Raw genomic sequence first — 19,455 nt, 5'->3', positions numbered from 1 at the left:
CTCATGACGAAAGTCCGTACTTGCGGACCTTGTCGAAAAGAGTGGTCTTGGCAATGCCGAGCGACTCGCCGGCGCGTGTCAGATTTCCATCATGGCGGCGCAGCGCGTCTGCTATCAGTGCACGTTCGAACTGTTCTACCGCCTGCGCCAGCGGCAAGGCCGCGGGTGGCGCCATATCGTGTCCGCCTTCTCCTGGCCGGCATCCCAGCCCCAGCACGTGGCGCTCGGCCAGGTTGCGCAACTCGCGCACGTTGCCGGGCCACGGGTAGGCCATCAATCCGGCCATCTCGGCTGGCGTGGGCGGTATCGCCTCGCGTTCGAATCGCAGCGCGGCCTGCGCGACGAAGTGCTCGAACAGCAGCGGGATGTCTTCCCGGCGCTCTCGCAACGGCGGAAGCTCAAGCGTGACGACATTGAGACGGTAATAGAGATCGGCGCGGAACTGGCCCAATTCGGCCGCCGCGCGTAGATCGGCCTTGGTGGCCGCCACCACGCGCGTGTTGACCTGCACCGCTTGATTCGAGCCCAGCCGCTCCACCACACGCTCCTGCAACACGCGCAGCAGCTTGATCTGCATCTGCATCGGCATGCTCTCGATTTCGTCGAGAAACAGCGTGCCGCCTTCAGCGTGTTCGATCTTGCCGATGCGGCGTTTGGCCGCACCCGTGAACGCGCCGGCCTCATGGCCGAAGATCTCGGATTCGAACAGTTGCTCGGGCAGCCCGCCGCAATTGATCGGCACGAAATGCCGCGCCCGCCGCGCGCTGGCTTCGTGCAGGCAGCGTGCCACCAGTTCCTTGCCGGTGCCGGTCTCACCATGAATCAGCACGCTCGCGGTCGTGTTGCCGAGGCCGGTGATCATCTGGCGCAGGCGCTCGATGGCGGGCGAATGACCGATCAGGCGCGCGGAGAGCGATTCCTGCCCCGCCAGCCGGGCTCGCAGGTCTGCCACCTCGAGTGCCAGGCGACGCTTCTCCAGCGCGCGCCGGCAAGTGGCCACGAGCCGTTCGGGCGAGAACGGCTTCTCGATGAAATCGTAGGCGCCCTGTTTCATGGCCTGCACGGCCAGCGTGATATCGCCATGGCCGGTGATCATGATGACGGGCAGCGCGGCATCGCGCGACGCGAGTTCGCGCAGCAGCGCCATGCCGTCCGATCCCGGCAGGTTGATATCGCTGACGACAATGCCCGCGTAGCCGGTATCGACCTCACGCAGCGCGGCTTCGGCGCTGCCTACCGCGCGTGTGGCAATGCCTTCGAGGCGCAGCGCCTGTTCGCAGCCGAGCCGCACGTCGGCGTCGTCCTCGACAATGAGCACGGTCAGCACGGGGCTCGTTGCCTCGGCGTTCAGGGGCGCTTCGATCGGGTTAGCGGACATGGCGAAGTGTCTCGCGCGCCTGCGGCAGTGCCAGCGTGAAGCAGGCGCCGCCATCGGGGTGATTGATCGCGCTCAGGTTGCCGCCGTTCTCGTTGAGGATGCCGGCGGACAGGGTGAGTCCAAGGCCGAGCCCTTCGCCCGCGGGTTTGGTGGTGAAGAACGGTTCGAACAGCTTCGCGAACGCGGCTTCGGAGAGGCCCGGGCCGTTGTCCCGCACCGTCAGATGCACCATGCCACCGTTTTCGCCGGTCTCGTAGGCGTGCAACGACAGCAGGGGATCGGGGCGATCGCGCAGCGCGTCGAGCGCATTGCCGATCAGGTTGACCAGCACCTGTTCGAGGCGGTTCGGATCGCAGGCCACGGCCAGGTGCGGGTCGATCTGGCGCTCGATGCGCGGCGCCACGGCCGTCACACGCGTTTCCAGCAGGAACAGCGCGTTTTCGACCGCGTCGCCCAGATGCGCCACGCTGCGCTGGCTTGCCGACGGATTGCGGGCGAACGACTTGAGCGCGCCCGTGATGCGACCCATCCGCTCCACCAGTCCGACGATCTTGTCCAGGTTGTGCTGCACTGTCTCGTAGTCGCCGCGCTCCAGGAACTTGCCCGTGTTGCCGGACAGTGTGCGCAGCGCGGTCAAAGGCTGGTTCAGTTCGTGCGCGATGCCGGCCGACATCTGGCCTACAGCGGCGAGCTTGCCCGCCTGCATCAGGCCGTCCTGGGCCTGTCGCAACACCGTCTCGGTGCGGATCCGTTCGGCCACTTCGGCGTGAAGCTGCTGGTTGCTGGCGGACAGATCGGCGGTGCGCTCGGCCACCTTGCGCTCGAGTTCGCTGTTGGCCGCTTCCAGCGCGGCGCGCGCGGCCAGTCGCTCGCTGATGATGCGCCGCCGCACGTTCCATGCAGCGGCAAGCAGCAGCACGAAGGCCGCCAGCACGCCGGCCAGCGCGGCACTGTTGAGCGCGGCCACGCGTGCCTGGGAGGTGTTGGTGAGCAGGGTGAGATTCCAGTCCGTGCCCGCCAGCGCCAGATGCTGGGCCAGCATTGGCGGGCCCTGGCGCAGACGCATCAGCGCGTCGCCGCCCTCGGCCGGGCCGCTGCCGAGCGCGCGGACTTTGGACAGTTCCAGTTGCGGCAACGGCGCGCGGTTGTACTGCAGGCTGCGGTCCAGCTTCGCGCGTTGGTCGGCGGAGAGCGGCCGCAAGGCGGCCAGCTTCCATGACGGGTCGGAGGCCAGGATCACCACGCCATTCTCGTCGGCCAGCAGCATCTGGCTGTCGTTGCCCTGCCAGCGGTTCTCCAGCGGTTCGAGGCCGATCTTGACCACGGCCACGCCCTGAGGCCGGTCACGGTCGCCGAGCGGCGCGGACAGGTAGTAGCCGGATTCGCTGCGCGTGGTGCCCACGCCGTAGAAGCGCCCGAGCTGGCCGTCGATGGCCGTGCGGAAATAGGGGCGGAAGCTCAGGTCTTCGCCCAGGTAGCTGTCGGGGCGCTGGTAGTTGCTCGTTGCCAGCACCTTGCCGTGGGCGTCGAGCACATAGACCACGCGCGTGCCGGCGCGGATGTTCAGCGATGCCAGATAGGCATTGGCCTGCGCCACGCGTGCGGGATCGCCCGGCTCGCGCAGCAGCCCGTCGATCCGCGCGTCCAGCGACAGCAGGCTCGGCACGTAGTCGTAGCGCGCCAATTCGCTTTCCAGCGCCTGGGCGTAGAGCCGCAGCTGCACCTGGCCGCGCTCGGCCTGGCGGGCCAGCGCGGTGTCGTACGTATAGCGATAGCCGAGCCACCCGGCCAGCGTGACCAGGGCGGCCAGCGCGAGCAGGGCGACGAACGGCGCGACGCGACGCCATGGCGAGGGCATACCGCCGCCCTCGGACTGGCCGGGAACGGGGATGGATTCAAGGGGGGCAATCATGCGGAATCGGTGATACGGGCGCCAATGAGTGCTGTATGAGGCATTTATCGAATGCTTTCACGCATTCGGGTGATGCGAGCCATCGGCAAGGCGACGTTTTACCACACCCGGCGTTACAGCCGCCAAAAAGCAAAAAGGCCCGGTTACCTGATCGGCAACCGGGCCCTGGCACGCCTGGGAGCAATAACCTACTTGCTCGCCAGGACCTGAGCGGGTGTCAGGCCGGCATTGCTGTCCTCGGAGGTGTCTGCCTCCTCGGAGAGTTCCGGCGCGCCGATCGCGCCTTCGCTTTTGGCGACGACGGTCGTGGCAATGGCATTGCCAAGCACATTGGTCACGGTCCGGCCCATATCGAGGATATGGTCGATACCGAGGACGAGCAGGATGCCGGCTTCGGGCAGGCCGAACATCGGCAGAACGGCGGCTACCACCACCAGCGAGGCGCGCGGCACGCCGGCGATGCCCTTGCTGGTGACCAGCAGCACCAGCAGCATGGTGATCTGCTGGGTCAGCGAAAGCTGGATCCCATACACCTGCGCCACGAACAGGGCGGCAAAGGAGGTGTACATGATCGAGCCGTCAAGGTTGAACGAGTAGCCCAGCGGCAGCACGAAGTTCGTGATGCGCGGCTTGACGCCGAAGCGCGTGAGCTGGTCGATCACCTTCGGGTAGGCCGATTCGCTGCTGGCCGTGGCGAAGCCGATCATCAGCGGCGCGCGCAGCGTGCGCATCAGGCGGAAGACGTCACGACCCAGGAAGAAGTAGCCACCCGCGATCAGTGCCAGCCACAGCAGCGCCAGCGCCGCGTACACGCTGCCCAGCAGCTTGGCGTAGACCACCAGCACGCCCAGGCCCTGTGCCGAGATCACGGCGGAGACGGCGCCGAACACGCCCAGCGGCGCGAAGGCCATCACGTAGTTGGTGACCTTGAGCATGATGTGGCCCAGGCCATCGATACCGGCCAGCACGGGCTTGCCCACGCCGTCCTTGAGGGTACCCAGCGCGAAGCCGAAGAACAGCGAGAACACCACGATCTGCAGCACTTCGTTGGTGGCCATCGCTTCCACGAAGCTCTTCGGGAACATGTGGGCGATGAAGTCGCGCAGGTTCAGCGCGCCGGTCTTCAGGTTCGACGCGGCGTCGGCGGCCGGCAGCGGCAGGTTCATGCCGTGGCCCGGGGCCAGCAGGTTGGCCATCAGCAGGCCCAGCAGCAGCGACGTGATCGACGCGGCCATGAACCAGGCCATCGCCTTCAGGCCGATGCGGCCGACGGTCTTGCCGTCGCCCATGCTGGCAATGCCGGAAACCAGTGTGGCGAACACCAGCGGGCCGATGATCATCTTGATCATCCGCAGGAACACGTCGGTCAGGATCGACAGGTGATCGGCGATCGACTTCGCGGTTGCGGCGTCCGGCGACATGTTGTGCACGGCAGCGCCGACGAGCACGCCTAGCAGCATCGCGACGAAGATCAGGGTTGGCAGTCGTTTTGTCATCGTGGGTACATCCTCCTTTGTACTGTGGCGGCCCCCGCGTGTTTCCTCTTGGGGATGGCGCGGCCGCGCTTGTGTGCCCTACGGCGGCGCCTAAATCGCACGAGCCGTGCCAGCCCGGTTGCATCTGGATACAGATGTAAGTGGATGAATACAAAGGGATTTTCTGAGTGATGCGTACGCGCCGTTCGGAAATCCGGATGCGGAAGCAAAAACGCCGTTCGGATTTCCGAACGGCGTAAGGGGAGGGGAGGTGCCGAGAGTGCCGTGGAGGGCACCCGGGCGAGACGCAGGCTCGTCAGGCGTCCGCGTTCTCGCAGATCTCCAGGAAAATCTCTATCGGCATGGGGCGACCGATAGCGTAGCCCTGTGCGTAGTCGACGCCAATCGCGCGCAGCACGCGCAGCGTGGTTTCGTCCTCGACCCATTCGGCCACCGTGCGCACGCCGAGCCGGTGGCCGATGTCGTTGATCGAGCTGACGATCTCGCGATCCACCACGTTGTCGGCCAGGTTGCGGATGAAGCTGCCGTCGATCTTCAGGTAGTCCACCGGGAACTGCTTCAGGTACGCGAACGACGACAGCCCCGAGCCGAAGTCGTCCAGCGCCACGGTGCAGCCCGCGTGGCGCATCTCCTTCAGCAGGCGGCTGGCGGCGGTCATGTTGTGGATCAGCGCGGTTTCGGTGATCTCCAGCACCAGGCGCGCTGCGGGCAGCATCGAATCTTCCAGCGTGCTGTGCAGGAATGGCAGCAGGAACGGTTCACCGAGCGAGTTGGCGGACAGGTTGATCGACACCACCAGATCCGGCACCCGCGCCAGCCGTTCGCCGAACTGGTGGAGCACGTTGCGGATCACCCAGCGGTCGACATGGCCCATCAGGTCGTAACGTTCGGCCGCGGGGATGAACGCGCCGGGCATGATCAGCGTGCCCTGTTCGTCGACCATCCGCACCAGCACTTCCACGTGGCGCGCGTGCTCGGTCTCGGGCTGCAGCGGTTGGATTTCCTGCACGTACAGGCGGAAGCGGTTGGCCTCCAGCGCCGAGTGGATGCCCGCCGCCACCTCGAGTTCGCGATGGTGGCGCCTGGCATCGCTTTCGTCGCGGCGGTAGACCGACACGCGGTTGCGGCCGGCTGCCTTGGCGGCGTAGCAGGCCACGTCGGCACGGCTCATCAGTTCGCTGACCGGTGGCGCGTCGGCGTCGATCGCGGCAATGCCGATGCTGGCGCCCACGTCATAGACGCGCCCTTCCCACGGAAAGCGGCGCTCGCGGATCGCGTTGATGACCTTCTGGCAGACCTGCTCGGCGTGGTCGATGCTGCAATCCTTGAGCAGCAACGCGAACTCGTCGCCCCCCAGGCGCGCCAGCAGGTCGTCGGGGCGCACATGGTGGCGGATCACGTAGCCAAGCTCGCGCAGCAGCACGTCGCCGGCCCCGTGGCCGGCTGTGTCGTTGACGATCTTGAAGCGGTCCAGATCGATGAAGCAGAGCGCGGTGCGGTGTCCATGCAAGCGCGCCTGCTCGCACGCCTCGCGCAGGCGCTTTTCGAACCAGGCCCGGTTGGGCAGCCCGGTCAGGGCGTCGTGGGTGGCCGAGTGGGCCAGTTCGCGCTGCATCGCCCGTGACGAGGTGATGTCCTGGAACACGAGCACCGCGCCAAGCACGCCGCCATCGTTGGTCAGCACCGGCGCGGCGGAGTCCTGCACGTCGTGCCGCTCGCCGGTCAGGCTCTGCAGCACCGCGCCTTCCTGCAGGTAGGCGGGGCGCAGCGTTTCCAGACATTGCTCGACCGGGCTCGGGATCGTGAGTCCGGTGATCTCGTCGACGATGCGGAACACCTGATCGAGCGGCTGGCCCATCGCGGCATCCAGACTCCAGCCCGTAAGCTGTTCGGCGATCGGGTTCATGAACGTGACGCGCATCACGCGGTCCGTGCAGATCACGGCGTCGCCGATCGAGCGCAGCGTGATCTGCAGCCGTTCCTTTTCCTCGAACAGCGCGCGTGTCAGCGTGCGTTGCTCAGTGATGTCCCAGTTCGTGCCGACCAGCGAGTGGGCGGTGCCGTCCTCGTGGCGCGAGATCATGGCCATGGCGCGCACATGCCGGGTCTCGCCGGCAGGGCGAACGATGCGGTATTCGGTATCGAACCGGCGCGCGCCGCGGATGGCCTGGCGCATCTCCGAACTGACGCGGCTGACATCCTCGGGATGGATCTTCGCGATCCACTCGGCCAGCGAAGGCGGCCCGAGTTCCATATCCGTGCCGTGCAGCGCATACATGCGTGCGTCCCACGTGATGGCCGCCGTGTTGAAGTCCCATTCCCAGATGCCTACGCCACCGGCCTCGACGGCGAGCTGTGTGCGGCGGGTCTGTGCCTCGAGCTGTTCCTGGGCCAGCTTGCGCGTGTGAATGTCCTCGATCTGGGCGATGAAATGCCGGGGCTCGCCCGAGTGCTCGTCGCGCACCAGGGAGACCGCCAGCAGCGCCCACAGGTAGTGGCCCTGCTTATGCCGGTAACGTTTCTCGAGCCGGTATGCGTCGATCTCGCCCGCCAGCAGCCGGTCGAGTTGGCTCAGGTCGGCGGCGAGATCCTCGGGGTGGGTCATGACCTGGAACGGCAGGTCGCGCAGTTCCTCGGCGCTGTAGCCGAGCAGATCCACCATCGCCCGATTGACCAGTTGCCACTTGCCATCGAGGCCGACCAATGCCATGCCGATGGCCGAATGTTCGAGCGCCTGCCGGAAGCGGCGTTCGCTACTGCGCAGCTCGGCCCGGCCATTGCGGTTCTGCTCGGTCATGAACGCGATGCAGATCGGGAAGACCAGGATCAGCGCGCCTGAAAGCGGCGTGGTACGCGAGACCAGGAACTGCATGCCGCCCAGATGCGCGATGCTCTCCAGAGCCAGCGCCGAGACCAGCGTCAGCAGCGCCGTGGCGAACGGATTGCTGGCCAGTGCCACGATGACCAACGGCAGGGACATCACGACGAACGGCTCGTGGCCGGCCAGGATCGCGCCCGTGCCGATCGCCATGCACAGCACGAACAGTGCAATCAGGCGCAGCAGCATCGGGCGGCGCAGCGCGGCCTGCACGCGCTCGCGCGAGATCGACACCATGAGTGGCAGCAGCATCACCATGCCGATGGCGCCGGCGTTCCACCACGCCCACCACACGCGCGGAAACTGGGTGCCGTATGCGGTGGCCAGCACGGCGGCGCCGGGCACGCCGCTGATGGCCGGCCCGAGCGTGGCCGCCACGCCGAGCTTGAGCGCGAAGGTGGCCAGCGGTCCGGTGCGTGCGAGGGTGCCACTGCTGGACATCAGCCGCAGCAGCATGGCCATCCCGCCAATCTCGAGCAGGTTCGCCCCGGCCAGCAGCAGCGCCACGCCAGCAGTGTGGTGGGCCAGCAGGTTGGCGACGACGTCTGCTGCCAGCATCGACGCGAGCAGTGCCGGCGCCTCCTGTCGGGGGCGGTGCAGCAGAAGGCCCAGCCCGAAGGCGTTGCCCATCCACAGCATGGCGCCGGTGCCGGGCTGCCGGCCCAGCCAGATCCCCGCTGTCGCCAGCGCGAAGTAGCCCACGGCGGCCAGCAGCAGGCCCCAGCGGGCAGCCGGCACAGGTATCGGGAGGGTGGAACGGGTCGCGACCGTCTCAGGCGTCATCTTTCTCGCTATCCGGGGGCGCAGGCGCCGGGCGTTGCCGGTGTGGGTGCGATGGTCGGACCCTGCCCAGCGTATGGCGCACTTTATTCCCGCCGGGTGGAATCCAAGCGGCAATAAAGAGGGATTGCCGAGGCTTTGTTAGGGGTGGCGTTCGCGGCAGAAGTTTGGTATGGGCGCGAATTGCGGCGATTACCTCATGCGTAATCGCGCCGCTTCGGGCGGGCGACGATCATGCAGACATACCGCATCACAACCCGCAGACATCAAGGAGCGCAACATGACCGAAATCGCCGCCAACGTCGCCAACGTCGCCCTGACCGATCTGGCCGACCGCTATCTCGCCGCCTGGAACGAAACCGACGCAGCCCGTCGCCGCGACCTGATTGGCCGCGCCTGGACCGAGTCGGCGGTCTACGTCGACCCGCTGATGCGTGGCGAGGGCCACGCGGGCATCGACGCGATGATCGCCGGTGTGCAAGCCCGTTTCCCCGGCTTCCAGTTCCGCCGCGTCACGCCCGTGGATGCGCATGGCGAGCACATGCGCTTCACCTGGGAGCTGGGCCCAGCCGGCGAAGCCGCGCTGGTGGTCGGCACCGACTTCGCGACGGTTTCGGCCGATGGGCGGCTAAATGGCATGACCGGCTTCATCGACCGGGCGCCGGCCGGGCTGGCCGGGTGAGCGGGCGGGGTAAGCGGGCCGGGTAAGCGGGCGGGGTGAGCAGACCTTCCCGCTGACGCGCTCCCCTTTCCCATCTTTTCCATCATTGGAAGAGGGGAGCAACTTCCCCCCACTCGCCACCATCCCGGTTCGTCTGTACCATCCCGCACGGAACATCCGGCACGCAGCCGCTCCAATCAGCCCGGCGGCTTCAGAGGGGGGGGACCGATGGACGTCAAACGTTTCTACCGGATTGCCAGTTCAGCGGCGGTCGCATTTATCGTGTTCGTGGTGATCGCGGTGGGCAGCACGTACTGGTGGGGCGGGCGCAAGCTCGTGCGCAAGATCGACGTGTCCGTGCAGCCGGTGGCCTTCCCGACGGATACCGGGGCGGTCGACCACGGCAAGTATCTCTACGAATCGCGCGGATGCATGGATTGCCACGGTGCCAACGGCGCGGGCAAACAGGTGTTTGACGAAGCCAATGGCCTGCGCGTGCGTGCCCCCGACATCACGCGAGGCAACCCCGACATCGAGAAGTATCAGCCACGTGACTGGGATCTGGCGATCCGTCATGGCGTGGCGCCTTCCGGGCGTCCGCTGCTGATCATGCCGAGCGAGGACTACAACCGGCTTTCCGATAACGACTTCGGGGCGCTCGTTGCCTACGTCCGCAGCCTTCCTGCCGGGGGCGGCCAGCCGGCCGAGATCCATCTGCCGTGGTTCATCCAGGGCCTGTACGGCGCAGGGGTGGTCAAGGATGCGGCCGAGAAGATCGACCACAGCCTGCCGCCGTCGCCACCGATCGCGGCTGCCTTGAATGCGCAGTACGGCGCCTACGTCGCCAATTCCTGCAAGGGATGCCACGGCGCCACGCTGCGTGGCGGCAACATTCCCGGGGCGCCGCCCGACTGGCCGGCCGCCGCCGACCTGCGCCCGTCCGGCGCGATGAAGACGTATCCGCAGGCGGAACAGTTCGTCGCCATGATGCGCAGCGGCAAACGGCCCGATGGCAGCGAGGTGAGCCGCGTGATGCCGTTCGGCGCGTTCGCGAAGATGAACGATACCGATCTCAATGCGCTGTATCTGTTCCTCGCCGGGAAATAATCCCTCTTTCGGTGCGCGCTGCCCGATGTGAGCGGCGCTGCGCAAGTTTTTTCCGTTTGCACTATGCTCCTCGGGTCTGCCGGCCTGGCCAGCCCCCGTGTCGCCAGGCCCGGCGGTAGATCGAACAACCGACTGGGCAATGCACCCAAGGAGTTTCCCCCGATGACTTCCCTCACCATCAACGGCAAGACCGTGGAGGTGGACGCCGATCCGTCCACGCCGCTGCTGTGGGCCCTGCGCGATAACCTCGGCATGACCGGCACCAAGTTCGGCTGCGGCATGGCCTCGTGCGGTGCCTGCACGGTCCATATCAACGGCACGGCCACGCGTAGCTGCGTGATGCCGATTTCCGGCACCGCCGGCAGCAAGATCACGACGATCGAGGCGATGGGCGACGACAAGGTCGGCCGCGCCGTGCTGGCCGCCTGGCTCAAGCACGACGTCGCGCAATGCGGCTACTGCCAGAACGGCCAGGTCATGAGCGCGGTGGGTCTGCTGCGCAGCAAGCCACGGCCGACTGACGCCGACATCGACCAGGCCATGGCCGGCAACGTCTGCCGCTGTGGCACCTATCAACGGATTCGCGCGGCCATCAAGGACGCAGCGCACGCCATCGCCTGAGGAGCCAACATGCGAATTCGTGGGATTGAAGCACTGGCCGGCGGCAGCGGCGAAGCAGTGAAAACTGGCGATGCCGTGGCGCCGCTGACGCGCCGTGGCTTCCTCAAACTGACCGGCATGGCCGGTGGCGGGCTGGCGCTCGGCATCGGTAGCGTCGTGGAATCGGCCCATGCGCAGGGTGCGGCCAAGCCGGCTTCCTCGCCGCAGGCCTTTCTGCAGATCGCGCCGGACAACACGGTGACGGTCGCCGTGAACCGGCTCGAATTTGGCCAGGGCGTGCATACCGCGCTGCCGATGGCGCTGGCCGAGGAACTCGACGTCGACTGGAAGAACGTGCGCGCCATGCTGGCGCCGGCAGGCGATCCTTACAAGGACCCGATGTTCGGCATCCAGATGACCGGCGGCTCCACGGCGGTCAATCATTCGTTCGAACAGTACCGCGAGCTGGGCGCGCGGGCGCGCGCGATGCTGATCGCCGCGGCGGCCCAGCAGTGGAAGGTGGACCCGGCAAGCTGCGCCACGTCGCTCGGCGTGGTGACTTCGGGCGCCAACCGCGCCACGTATGGCGAACTGGCGCAGGCCGCCATGGCGCAGCCGGTGCCGGCGCAGGTCAAGCTCAAGGACCCGGCGCAGTTCCGCATCGTTGGCAAGCCGACGCCGCGCCTGGATGCCGCCTCCAAGCTGCATGGCGATGGCGTGTTCGGCCTGGACGTGAAGCTCAAGGATATGAAGGTGGCCGTGGTGGCCCATCCGCCGCGCTTCGGTGGCAAGGTCAAGTCGTTCAATGCGGACAAGGCGCGCAAGATCAAGGGCGTGGCCGATGTCTTCCTGGTGCCCGTCGATCGTGGTGGCACCGGCGTGGCGGTGGTGGCCGACGGCTACTGGCCGGCCAAGACCGCGCGCGAGGCACTGGAAATCGTCTGGGAAGACGCAGGCTCGAAGGTCAGTTCGGCGGCGCTGTTCGACGAGTACAGCAAGCTGGCCGCGCAGCCGGGCACCGTGGCCAGGGCGCTGGAAGGCGGCAACATCGATACGGCGCTGTCCGGTGCCGCGAAGGTGATCGAGGCCGAGTACCGTGTGCCGTACCTGGCCCATGCGCCGATGGAACCGTTGAACTGCACGATGCAGGCCGAGATCGCCGCGAACAAGGCCACGGCCGTCAAGGTGTGGGTGGGCTCGCAGTTCCAGACCATCGACCAGGCCGCGATCGCGCGCACGCTGGGGCTCACGCCGGACAAGGTCACGCTCAATACGATGATGGCAGGTGGCGGCTTCGGACGCCGTGCCGTACCGACTTCCGACTATCTGGTGGAGTCGGCCAACGTGATGCGTAGCTGGATCGCCGCTGGCCACACCGAACCGCTCAAGGTGATGTGGAGCCGTGAGGACGACATCAAGGGTGGCTACTACCGTCCGCTGCACGTGCACCGCGCACGCGTCGGCGTGGACGCGCAAGGCAAGGTGGTGGGCTGGCAGCATACGATCGTCGGCCAGTCGATCATCACCGGCACGCCGTTCGAGCCGATGATGGTCAAGAACGGCGTCGATGCGACCATGGTCGAGGGCATCATCGAGAACGACTACGGCCTGCCGCTGCAGCTGAACGTGCATCACCCGAAGACCGACGTGCCCGTACTCTGGTGGCGCTCCGTGGGCAACACGCACACGGCGTTCGTCAAGGAAACGCTGGCTGACGAAATGGCCACTGCCGCCAAGCAGGACCCCGTGGCATGGCGCATGGCGCGGCTCGACGAGAAGGCGCACGCTCGTCATCGCGCGGCGCTCCAGCTTGCCGTGGACAAGTCGGGCTACGGCAAGAAGAAGTTGCCCAAGGGACACGCCTGGGGCGTGGCCGTGCATGAATCGTTCGGCTCGGTGGTGGCGTACGTGGTTGACGTGTCGATCGAGAAGGGCCAGCCGAAGGTGCACCGCGTCACGGCGGGTGTGCATGCCAACCGCGTGGTCAACCCGCTGACCGCGGAAGCCCAGGTCCAGGGCGGCTGCGTGTTCGGCATTTCGATGACCAAGCCCGGGTTTGCGATCGAGATCGAGAACGGCGTGGTGAAGAACAGCAACTTCCCCGACTATCCGCCTCCCCGCATTACCGATGCGCCGGTGGTGGACGTGTTCTTCGTGCCGTCGAACGACAACCCGACCGGGCTCGGCGAGCCGGGCGTTCCGGCGATCTCGCCGGCGATCGCCAACGCGCTGTTCCGGCTGACGGGCAAGCGTCAGCGTCAGATGCCGTTTGTGCTGACCTGAGCGTTTGCGCGTTTGCGCGTTTGCGTGTTTGCGTGTTTGCGTTAAGGTGGGTTTGCTCCCCCGCTCCCACAAATGGGAGCGGGGGCGCGCAACACGAGCAATCCCACGGCTCCTACCGTTCCACTCCCCCTTCCGCATTCCTCCACGCCTGCACGAAAGCGCGCAGGTCGCCGGCCGAGGCATCGGTCACGGCCCAGTAGCGCATGCCGTGCGCGCCCCAGGTTTCGATCTGGTAGCCCTGGCGTTCCCGTTCCCCCAGTGACCCCGAGTTATTGCCCGGTATGACGAACACGTCGATCGGATGCTGGTTGCGCCGGTAGACGATGACCGCCACGCGCTGACCATCGACGTAGTCGAGCCGTCCGCCTACCAGCGGGAATCCCGCCGCGCCCAGGTCGCGCACGTCGGGCGCGTAGTCGATGCGGCCGTTGAACCAGGGTTTGACGGTGTGCTGGTCCGACGACACGACGTCGATCGCGCGATTCGAGATCAGGCCACGCACGTGGCTGGCGACAATCGCGTTCGCGGTCAGGTCGCCCTCTGACGGCTGCTGATTGAACTGGAACAGGCTCAGTCCCACGGCCGCAGCCGTGATCGTGGCCAGTGCGGCGTTGGCGGCGGGCGACCATGTGAACCAACTGCGCCAGCCCGCGGGCTCGGCGGCGCCAGAGTCGGCAAATCCGGGTTCTGCGGGGGCGGGTAGCGATGCCACGATGCGCGCGCGCAGATCGGCTGGCGCGCGATGATAGGCCGCGCCATGACGGGTGGCCGCGCGCAGCGCCTGCAGGTTACGCAGGCTGTCGACGCACGACTCGCAATCTTCGAGGTGGCGTTCCAGGCGCACGCTGTCGGCCGCGCCGGCTTCGCCATCGGCGCAGGCCTGCAGCAGGTTGCGGGCGTCATTGCAGTCCATGGCGGGTGCCTCCTGCGGGTTGAACGATATCGGCCGGGGCGTTGGCGGTGTTGGGGGCGTCGGGATGGGCCAGCCGTACCGCGCCTTCGTCGCGCAAGGCCACGACGGTGGCGGCCAGCATTCGCCTGCCACGTGCCAGCCGCGACATCACGGTGCCGACCGGAATATCGGCGATGCGTGCGATGTCGCGGTAATGCAGTTCCTCCAGTTCGCGCAGCACCAGAACCTCCCGAAACACGACCGGCAGTCGCTCCAGCGCGGCATGCACCAGTCGCACATCCTCCTCGCGCACCAGCCACTGTTCCGGGTCGCCGGGCCCGCCATGCCAGTCGGGCAGCTCACCCGGTGGCGCGGCTTCGTCGTACTCCACCTCGGCAGCCGCCTTGCGCTTCTGCCACGTGGTGAACCACGTGTTGCGCACGATGGCCAGCAGCCACGGCCGGGGCTGGTCGCCGCGGAAACTGCCGAACAGCCGGAACGCGCGCAGGAATGCTTCCTGCACCACGTCATCGGCATCGCCCGAATTGCCGCATAACCAGCGGGCGAGGTTGTAGGCGGCGTCCAGATGCGGCAGCACCAGGTCGTCGAAGCGGCGGCGCGTGTTGGCGGCGTCCAAGTCAGTCCTTGCGTGTCGGCTGGTCGAAATGGCATAGCGGCATGAGTGCGTCTCCCCCGTTATACCGGCGCTGGGCCGATTCTATTCCCGGCGCTTGTCCGGCGCCAATGGTGTTCTCACCACTCCTGTGTGGTGGCACGGCAGTGGTGCATCAGAATCCCACGGTCCCGGGAATAAACGCCGGGCGCCTCCGGTATGACAGTCACCACCCACAGAACGAAGGAGGCTGTCATGCACGGAAACTGGAGTCGGCGCGACATATTGCGCCTGGCGGGCGCGGCAGGCGGTGCCGTGGTCGCATCGGCGCTGCCCGGCTGGGCGGCGGGGCGTGACGAGGACTTTGTGTTCGTGCAATTGTCCGATTCGCACTGGGGGTTCGAAGGGCCGCCGAATCCGGACGCGCGCGGCACGTTGCCCAAGGCCGTGGCGGCCGTCAACGCATTGCCGAGCCAGCCCGATTTCATCATGTTCACGGGCGACCTGACGCATTCCACCGACGATCCGGCCGAGCGCCGCCGCCGCATGACGGAGGTACGCGACATCATCGCGCCGCTGCGTGCGGGCGCGGTGCACCTGATGCCGGGCGAGCACGATGCCAGCCTGGACGCGGGCGAGGCATTCCGCGAGCTGTTCGGGCCCACGCACTACACCTTCGATCACAAGGGCCTGCACGCCATCGTGCTCGACAACGTGTCCGATCCGGCCGGCATGGTGGGCGAGGCGCAGCGCAAGTGGCTGGCCGACGACCTGGCGAAGCAGTCGCGCGACGCGCGCATCGTGGTGTTCACGCACCGGCCGCTGTTCGATCTCTATCCACAGTGGGATTGGGCCACGCGCGACGGCGCGCAGGTCATCGACATCCTGATGCCGTACCGCAACGTCACGGTGTTCTACGGCCATATCCACCAGGAGCATCACCATATGACCGGCCACATCGCGCACCATGCGGCGCGCTCGCTGATGTTTCCGCTGCCGGTCGCGGGGTCGCAGCCGAAGCGTTTGCCCATACCGTGGGATGCCGCGCATCCGTATCAGGGTCTGGGCTGGCGTCAGGTGACGGCGACACCGTCGCCTGACGGATTCCAGCTGGCCGAGGTCTCCGTTAACGGGAGCAAGGCATGAGCACAGCCAATGCAAGCCGTCGCACGCTGCTGGGCTGGATGCTGGCCGCCGCGGTGGTGCCCGTGGTGTCGGTGGTGAGCCGGAGTGATGCCGCGGCGCCGCGCGTGATCCCGATGCGCGCGCGGCGCTTCGTGTTCATCCCCGATCGCGTGAAGCTCAAGGCGGGTGAGACCGTGGTGCTGTCGATCACGGCGGAAGACGTGGTGATGGGATTTTCCGCGCCCGACTTCGACGTCCGTGCGGACCTGCCGCCTGGCCAGGCGATCAAGGTGACGCTGACGGCGGGCAAGCCCGGCAGCTATGGCTTCCTGTGCGACATCTTCTGCGGGTCGGGGCACGAGAACATGAGCGGCCTCATCGAGGTGACGTAGAGACGCCATCAGAATGGTTCTGGCGTTTCTCGGGCCGAAAGGCCGTCACTCGCCTTCGCCACCCATGTACTCGTGCGTCTTGCCGTGCGGTGTCTGTTGCGTGGGTGGCGGCTTGCCGCCGCGCGCGGCCTTGCGGCGCACGTACCAGTAGTGCGCGCGATCCAGGTAGAGATAGACCACCGGCGTGCTGAACAGCGTGAGCATCTGCGATACCACCAGCCCGCCGACCATCGCGTAGCCCAGCGGCCGACGCAGTTCGGACCCCGCGCCGTGCCCGAGCATAAGCGGCAGCCCCGCCAGCAGCGCGCACATCGTGGTCATCATGATCGGGCGGAAGCGCAGCAGACACGCCTCGTAGATCGCGTCGCGCGGAGACATGCCGCGCTCGCGCTCGGCCACCAGCGCGAAGTCGACCATCATGATGCCGTTCTTCTTGACGATGCCGATCAGCAGGATGATGCCGATCAGCGCGATCACGGTGAAGTCGTAGCCACCCAGCATCAGCACCAGCAGCGCGCCGACGCCGGCGGATGGCAGCGTCGAAAGAATCGTCAGCGGGTGGATATAGCTCTCGTAGAGCAGCCCCAGCACGATGTACACCGCGATCAGCGCGGCGGCGATCAGGTAGGGCTGCGAAGCCAGCGACGCGCCGAATGCCTGCGCGGTACCCTGGAACGCGCCGCCCAGCGTGCGTGGCCGCCCCATGCCGGCCAGGGCCTTGTTGATGGCCTCCACGGCATCGCCCAGCGACGCGCCCTGCGCCAGGTTGAACGAGATGGTCACGGCCGGGAACTGCCCCTGGTGGCCGATCGACAGGTAGGCCGTGCGGTTCGTGTCGATCTTCACGAACGACGAGAGCGGCACCTGCTCGCCGGTGATCGGGGACGTCAGGTAGAGCTTGTCGAACAGGCGTGGGTCGTCCTGCAGTTGCGGCGTGGCTTCGAGGACCACGTGGTAGCTGTTGATCTGCGTGAAGTACTGTGCCACCTGGCGCTGGCCGATCGCGTCGTAGATCGTGGCGTCGATCAGCGCCGGCGTGATGCCGAAGCTCGACGCGCGCGCGCGGTCGATCGTCAGCATGGCCGCGGCTGCGGAGTTTTGCTGGTCGGACGCTACGTCGGCCAGTTGCGGCAATTGGCGGAACCGCTCCAGGACGCGCGGCGCCCAGTCGTTGAGTTCGGCGAGATTGGCGTCGGTGAGCGTGTACTGGTACTGCGTGCGCGACAGCCGTCCGCCAACGTTGATGTCCTGTCCGGCTTGCAGGAACAGGTTGGCGCCCTCCACCTTGGCCAGCTTCGGTCGCAGCCGCGCGATGATCTCGTCGGCCGTGGCCGTGCGGCCTTCCTCCTTCGGGCGCAGCGCGATGAAGAAGTTGCCAGTGTTGACCGTGTTCTGCCCGCCTGTCATGCCGACGGCCGAGATGTCGGGGTCGCTGCGCACCACATCCGCCAGCGCCACCATGCGCGCATTCATCGACTTGAATGATGCATCCTGCGCGGACTCCGCGGTGCCGAACACGAAGCCGGTGTCCTGCTGGGGGAAGAAGCCCTTCGGGATGATCACGAACAGCACCACCGTGGTGGCCACGGTCAGCAGGAACACGCACAGCGTCAGGAACTGGTGATCGAGCACGTGATCGAGCCCGCGCCGGTACGCACCGAGCATCGCATCGAAGCCGCGCTCGAACATCAGGTAGAGCCGTCCGTGATGGCGGGCGTGGGCCGGGTCGTGCGGCTGCAGGAATTTTGCGCACATCATCGGCGTCAGCGTCAGCGAGACGATCACCGATACCGCGATCGTCAGCGTCACCGTGACCGCGAATTCGCGGAACAGCCGGCCGACGATGCCGCCCATCAGCAGCAGCGGGATGAACACAGCCACCAGCGACACGGAGATCGACACGATCGTGAAGGCGATCTCGCCGGCACCCTGCAGCGCGGCCTCCAGCGGCGACATGCCCGCTTCCACGTGGCGATAGATGTTCTCAAGCATCACGATCGCATCATCGACGACGAAGCCCACGGCAATCGTCAGCGCCATCAGCGACAGGTTGTCGCGGCTGTAGCCCAGCAGGTACATGCCACCGGCCGTGCCCAGCAGCGCCAGCGGCACGGTGATGCTCGGGATCACCGTGGCCCATACGTCGCGCAGGAACACGAAGATGATGCCGACCACCAGCACGATGGTCAGGATCAGCGTGAACTCGACATCGGCTTCCGAGGCGCGGATGTTCTGCGTGCGGTCAGCCAGCACGTTGACGTTGACCGCGGCTGGGATCGAGAGCTGCAGGCGGGGCAGGGCGGCCTTGATGCGGTCCACCGTGGCGATCACGTTGGCGCCCGGCTGCTTGGTCACGGCCAGGATGATCGCGCGGCCGTTGTGGAACGTGTTGTCAGCGGGGGCGGCGGCGCCGGCGAACGCCCAGCCCGCGAGCCGGTTGTTCTCGGGGCCATCCACCGCCACGCCGACATCGCGCACGCGCACCGGGGCGCCGTTGCGCCATGCCAGCACCATGTCGTTCCACGGCGCCGCGCGGGTGATCTGGTCGTTGGTGTAGACGTTGAAGGCCTGGGTCGCGCCATCGGTGGCGCCGGTTGGCTGGTTGACCGTGGTCGCCGCGATCACGCCACGGATGTCTTCCATGCTCAGGCCCATCGACGCGAGCTTGGCCGGGTCTACCTGGATGCGCACGGCCGGCTTCTGCTGGCCGCCAATGTTGACCAGGCCCACGCCTTCGATCTGCGAGATCTGCTGCGCCAGGATGTTGTCGGCGAAGTCATTGACGGTGGTCAGCGGCAGCGCGTCGGACTGCACCGCCAGCACCAGGATCGGCGCGTCGGCGGGGTTGATCTTGCGGAACGTCGGGGGTGTCGGCAGGTTCGACGGAAGCTGGCCGCCCGCGGCGTTGATGGCGGCCTGCACGTCCACGGCGGCGGCGTCGATGCTGCGGTTCAGGTCGAACTGCAGCGTGATCTGCGTGGTGCCTTGCGCGCTGGTCGACGTCATCTGCGACAGCCCCGCGATCAGCGAGAACTGCCGTTCGAGCGGCTGCGCCACGTTCGACGCCATCGTCTCGGGATTGGCGCCCGGCAGGTTGACCGTGACCTGGATCGTCGGAAAGTCCACCTGCGGCAGCGGGGCGATCGGCAGCAGCGGCCACGCGGCCAGGCCAACGAGCAGCAACGCGAGCGCCAGCAGCGAGGTGCCGATCGGCCGCTTGATGAAGGTGGCCGAAATACTCATGGGTGGCTCATCGGAAGGCTCACTGGCGCGCGGCGGCCGTGGCGCTGGCGGCGACAGCAGGGGGGGTGCCGGCAGTGGATTCGGCGGCCGACCCG

Annotated in this window: 13 protein-coding genes; 6 read left to right on the top strand and 7 right to left on the bottom strand. The window is 67.0% G+C overall.

Translation table 11 applies throughout. The features are described from left to right. Nucleotide 1: 1 nt before the first annotated feature. From D769_RS07145 to D769_RS07130, 4 genes are all read right to left on the bottom strand, one after another. Nucleotides 2–1,378, bottom strand: a complete 1,377-nt coding sequence (locus tag D769_RS07145; protein WP_008643567.1) for a sigma-54 dependent transcriptional regulator — start codon at nucleotides 1,376–1,378, stop codon at nucleotides 2–4. Then, the gene (locus D769_RS07140; RefSeq protein ID WP_035881509.1) at nucleotides 1,368–3,236 is read right to left on the bottom strand and encodes an ATP-binding protein; all 1,869 of its coding nucleotides are present in this window, start codon (nucleotides 3,234–3,236) and stop codon (nucleotides 1,368–1,370) included. The genes D769_RS07145 and D769_RS07140 overlap by 11 nt, the downstream gene beginning before the upstream one ends. A gap of 242 nt (nucleotides 3,237–3,478) precedes the next feature. Beyond that, complete coding sequence (locus tag D769_RS07135) at nucleotides 3,479–4,786, bottom strand: dicarboxylate/amino acid:cation symporter (protein ID WP_008643565.1); 1,308 nt, start codon at nucleotides 4,784–4,786, stop codon at nucleotides 3,479–3,481. A 295-nt stretch (nucleotides 4,787–5,081) separates the two neighbouring features. Next, a complete protein-coding gene (locus D769_RS07130; protein ID WP_008643564.1) occupies nucleotides 5,082–8,447 on the bottom strand; it encodes a diguanylate cyclase in 3,366 nt (1,121 codons plus the stop codon). 277 nt (nucleotides 8,448–8,724) lie between these two features. Between D769_RS07130 and D769_RS07125 the strand changes: the two genes are divergently transcribed. The 4 genes from D769_RS07125 to D769_RS07110 all read left to right on the top strand — a co-directional run bounded on the left by D769_RS07125 (nucleotide 8,725) and on the right by D769_RS07110 (nucleotide 13,095). Further along, on the top strand, nucleotides 8,725–9,126 hold the full coding sequence (locus tag D769_RS07125; RefSeq protein ID WP_008643563.1) for a nuclear transport factor 2 family protein: 402 nt from the start codon (nucleotides 8,725–8,727) through the stop codon (nucleotides 9,124–9,126). Nucleotides 9,127–9,333: 207 nt separating this feature from the next. Then, entirely contained in the window at nucleotides 9,334–10,212 is an 879-nt protein-coding gene (locus tag D769_RS07120) for a c-type cytochrome (protein ID WP_008643562.1), read from the top strand. 162 nt (nucleotides 10,213–10,374) lie between these two features. Next, nucleotides 10,375–10,833 (top strand): (2Fe-2S)-binding protein, encoded by a 459-nt coding sequence (locus tag D769_RS07115; protein WP_008643561.1) that lies wholly within the window; start codon nucleotides 10,375–10,377, stop codon nucleotides 10,831–10,833. 9 nt (nucleotides 10,834–10,842) lie between these two features. Further along, entirely contained in the window at nucleotides 10,843–13,095 is a 2,253-nt protein-coding gene (locus D769_RS07110; protein WP_008643559.1) for a xanthine dehydrogenase family protein molybdopterin-binding subunit, read from the top strand. Nucleotides 13,096–13,207: 112 nt separating this feature from the next. Here D769_RS07110 and D769_RS07105 read toward each other — a convergent pair whose 3' ends face one another. Together D769_RS07105 and D769_RS07100 are read right to left on the bottom strand one after the other, a co-directional pair. Next, nucleotides 13,208–14,008: an anti-sigma factor gene (locus D769_RS07105; RefSeq protein WP_008643558.1), complete on the bottom strand. Its 801-nt coding sequence runs from the start codon at nucleotides 14,006–14,008 to the stop codon at nucleotides 13,208–13,210. Beyond that, nucleotides 13,995–14,624: an RNA polymerase sigma factor gene (locus D769_RS07100; RefSeq protein ID WP_008643556.1), complete on the bottom strand. Its 630-nt coding sequence runs from the start codon at nucleotides 14,622–14,624 to the stop codon at nucleotides 13,995–13,997. Before D769_RS07100 ends, D769_RS07105 begins: the two co-directional genes overlap by 14 nt. Nucleotides 14,625–14,855: 231 nt before the next feature. On the opposite strand from D769_RS07100, the gene D769_RS07095 reads away from it, so the two are divergent. Both D769_RS07095 and D769_RS07090 read left to right on the top strand, forming a co-directional pair. Next, nucleotides 14,856–15,746, top strand: a complete 891-nt coding sequence (locus D769_RS07095) for a metallophosphoesterase (RefSeq protein WP_017514820.1) — start codon at nucleotides 14,856–14,858, stop codon at nucleotides 15,744–15,746. Next, nucleotides 15,743–16,117 carry a cupredoxin domain-containing protein gene (locus D769_RS07090; RefSeq protein ID WP_008643552.1) on the top strand — a complete coding sequence of 125 codons (375 nt, stop codon included), beginning with the start codon at nucleotides 15,743–15,745 and terminating at the stop codon, nucleotides 16,115–16,117. Before D769_RS07095 ends, D769_RS07090 begins: the two co-directional genes overlap by 4 nt. A 45-nt stretch (nucleotides 16,118–16,162) precedes the next feature. Here the strand turns inward: D769_RS07090 and D769_RS07085 are convergent, their stop codons facing one another. Continuing rightward, the gene (locus D769_RS07085; protein ID WP_008643550.1) at nucleotides 16,163–19,360 is read right to left on the bottom strand and encodes an efflux RND transporter permease subunit; all 3,198 of its coding nucleotides are present in this window, start codon (nucleotides 19,358–19,360) and stop codon (nucleotides 16,163–16,165) included. Nucleotides 19,361–19,455: the final 95 nt, after the last annotated feature.

It is taken from the genome of Cupriavidus sp. HMR-1 (genome assembly GCF_000319775.1).
GTDB classification, from domain to species: domain Bacteria; phylum Pseudomonadota; class Gammaproteobacteria; order Burkholderiales; family Burkholderiaceae; genus Cupriavidus; species Cupriavidus metallidurans.
This window is presented reverse-complemented; position numbering and strand designations above follow the sequence as displayed.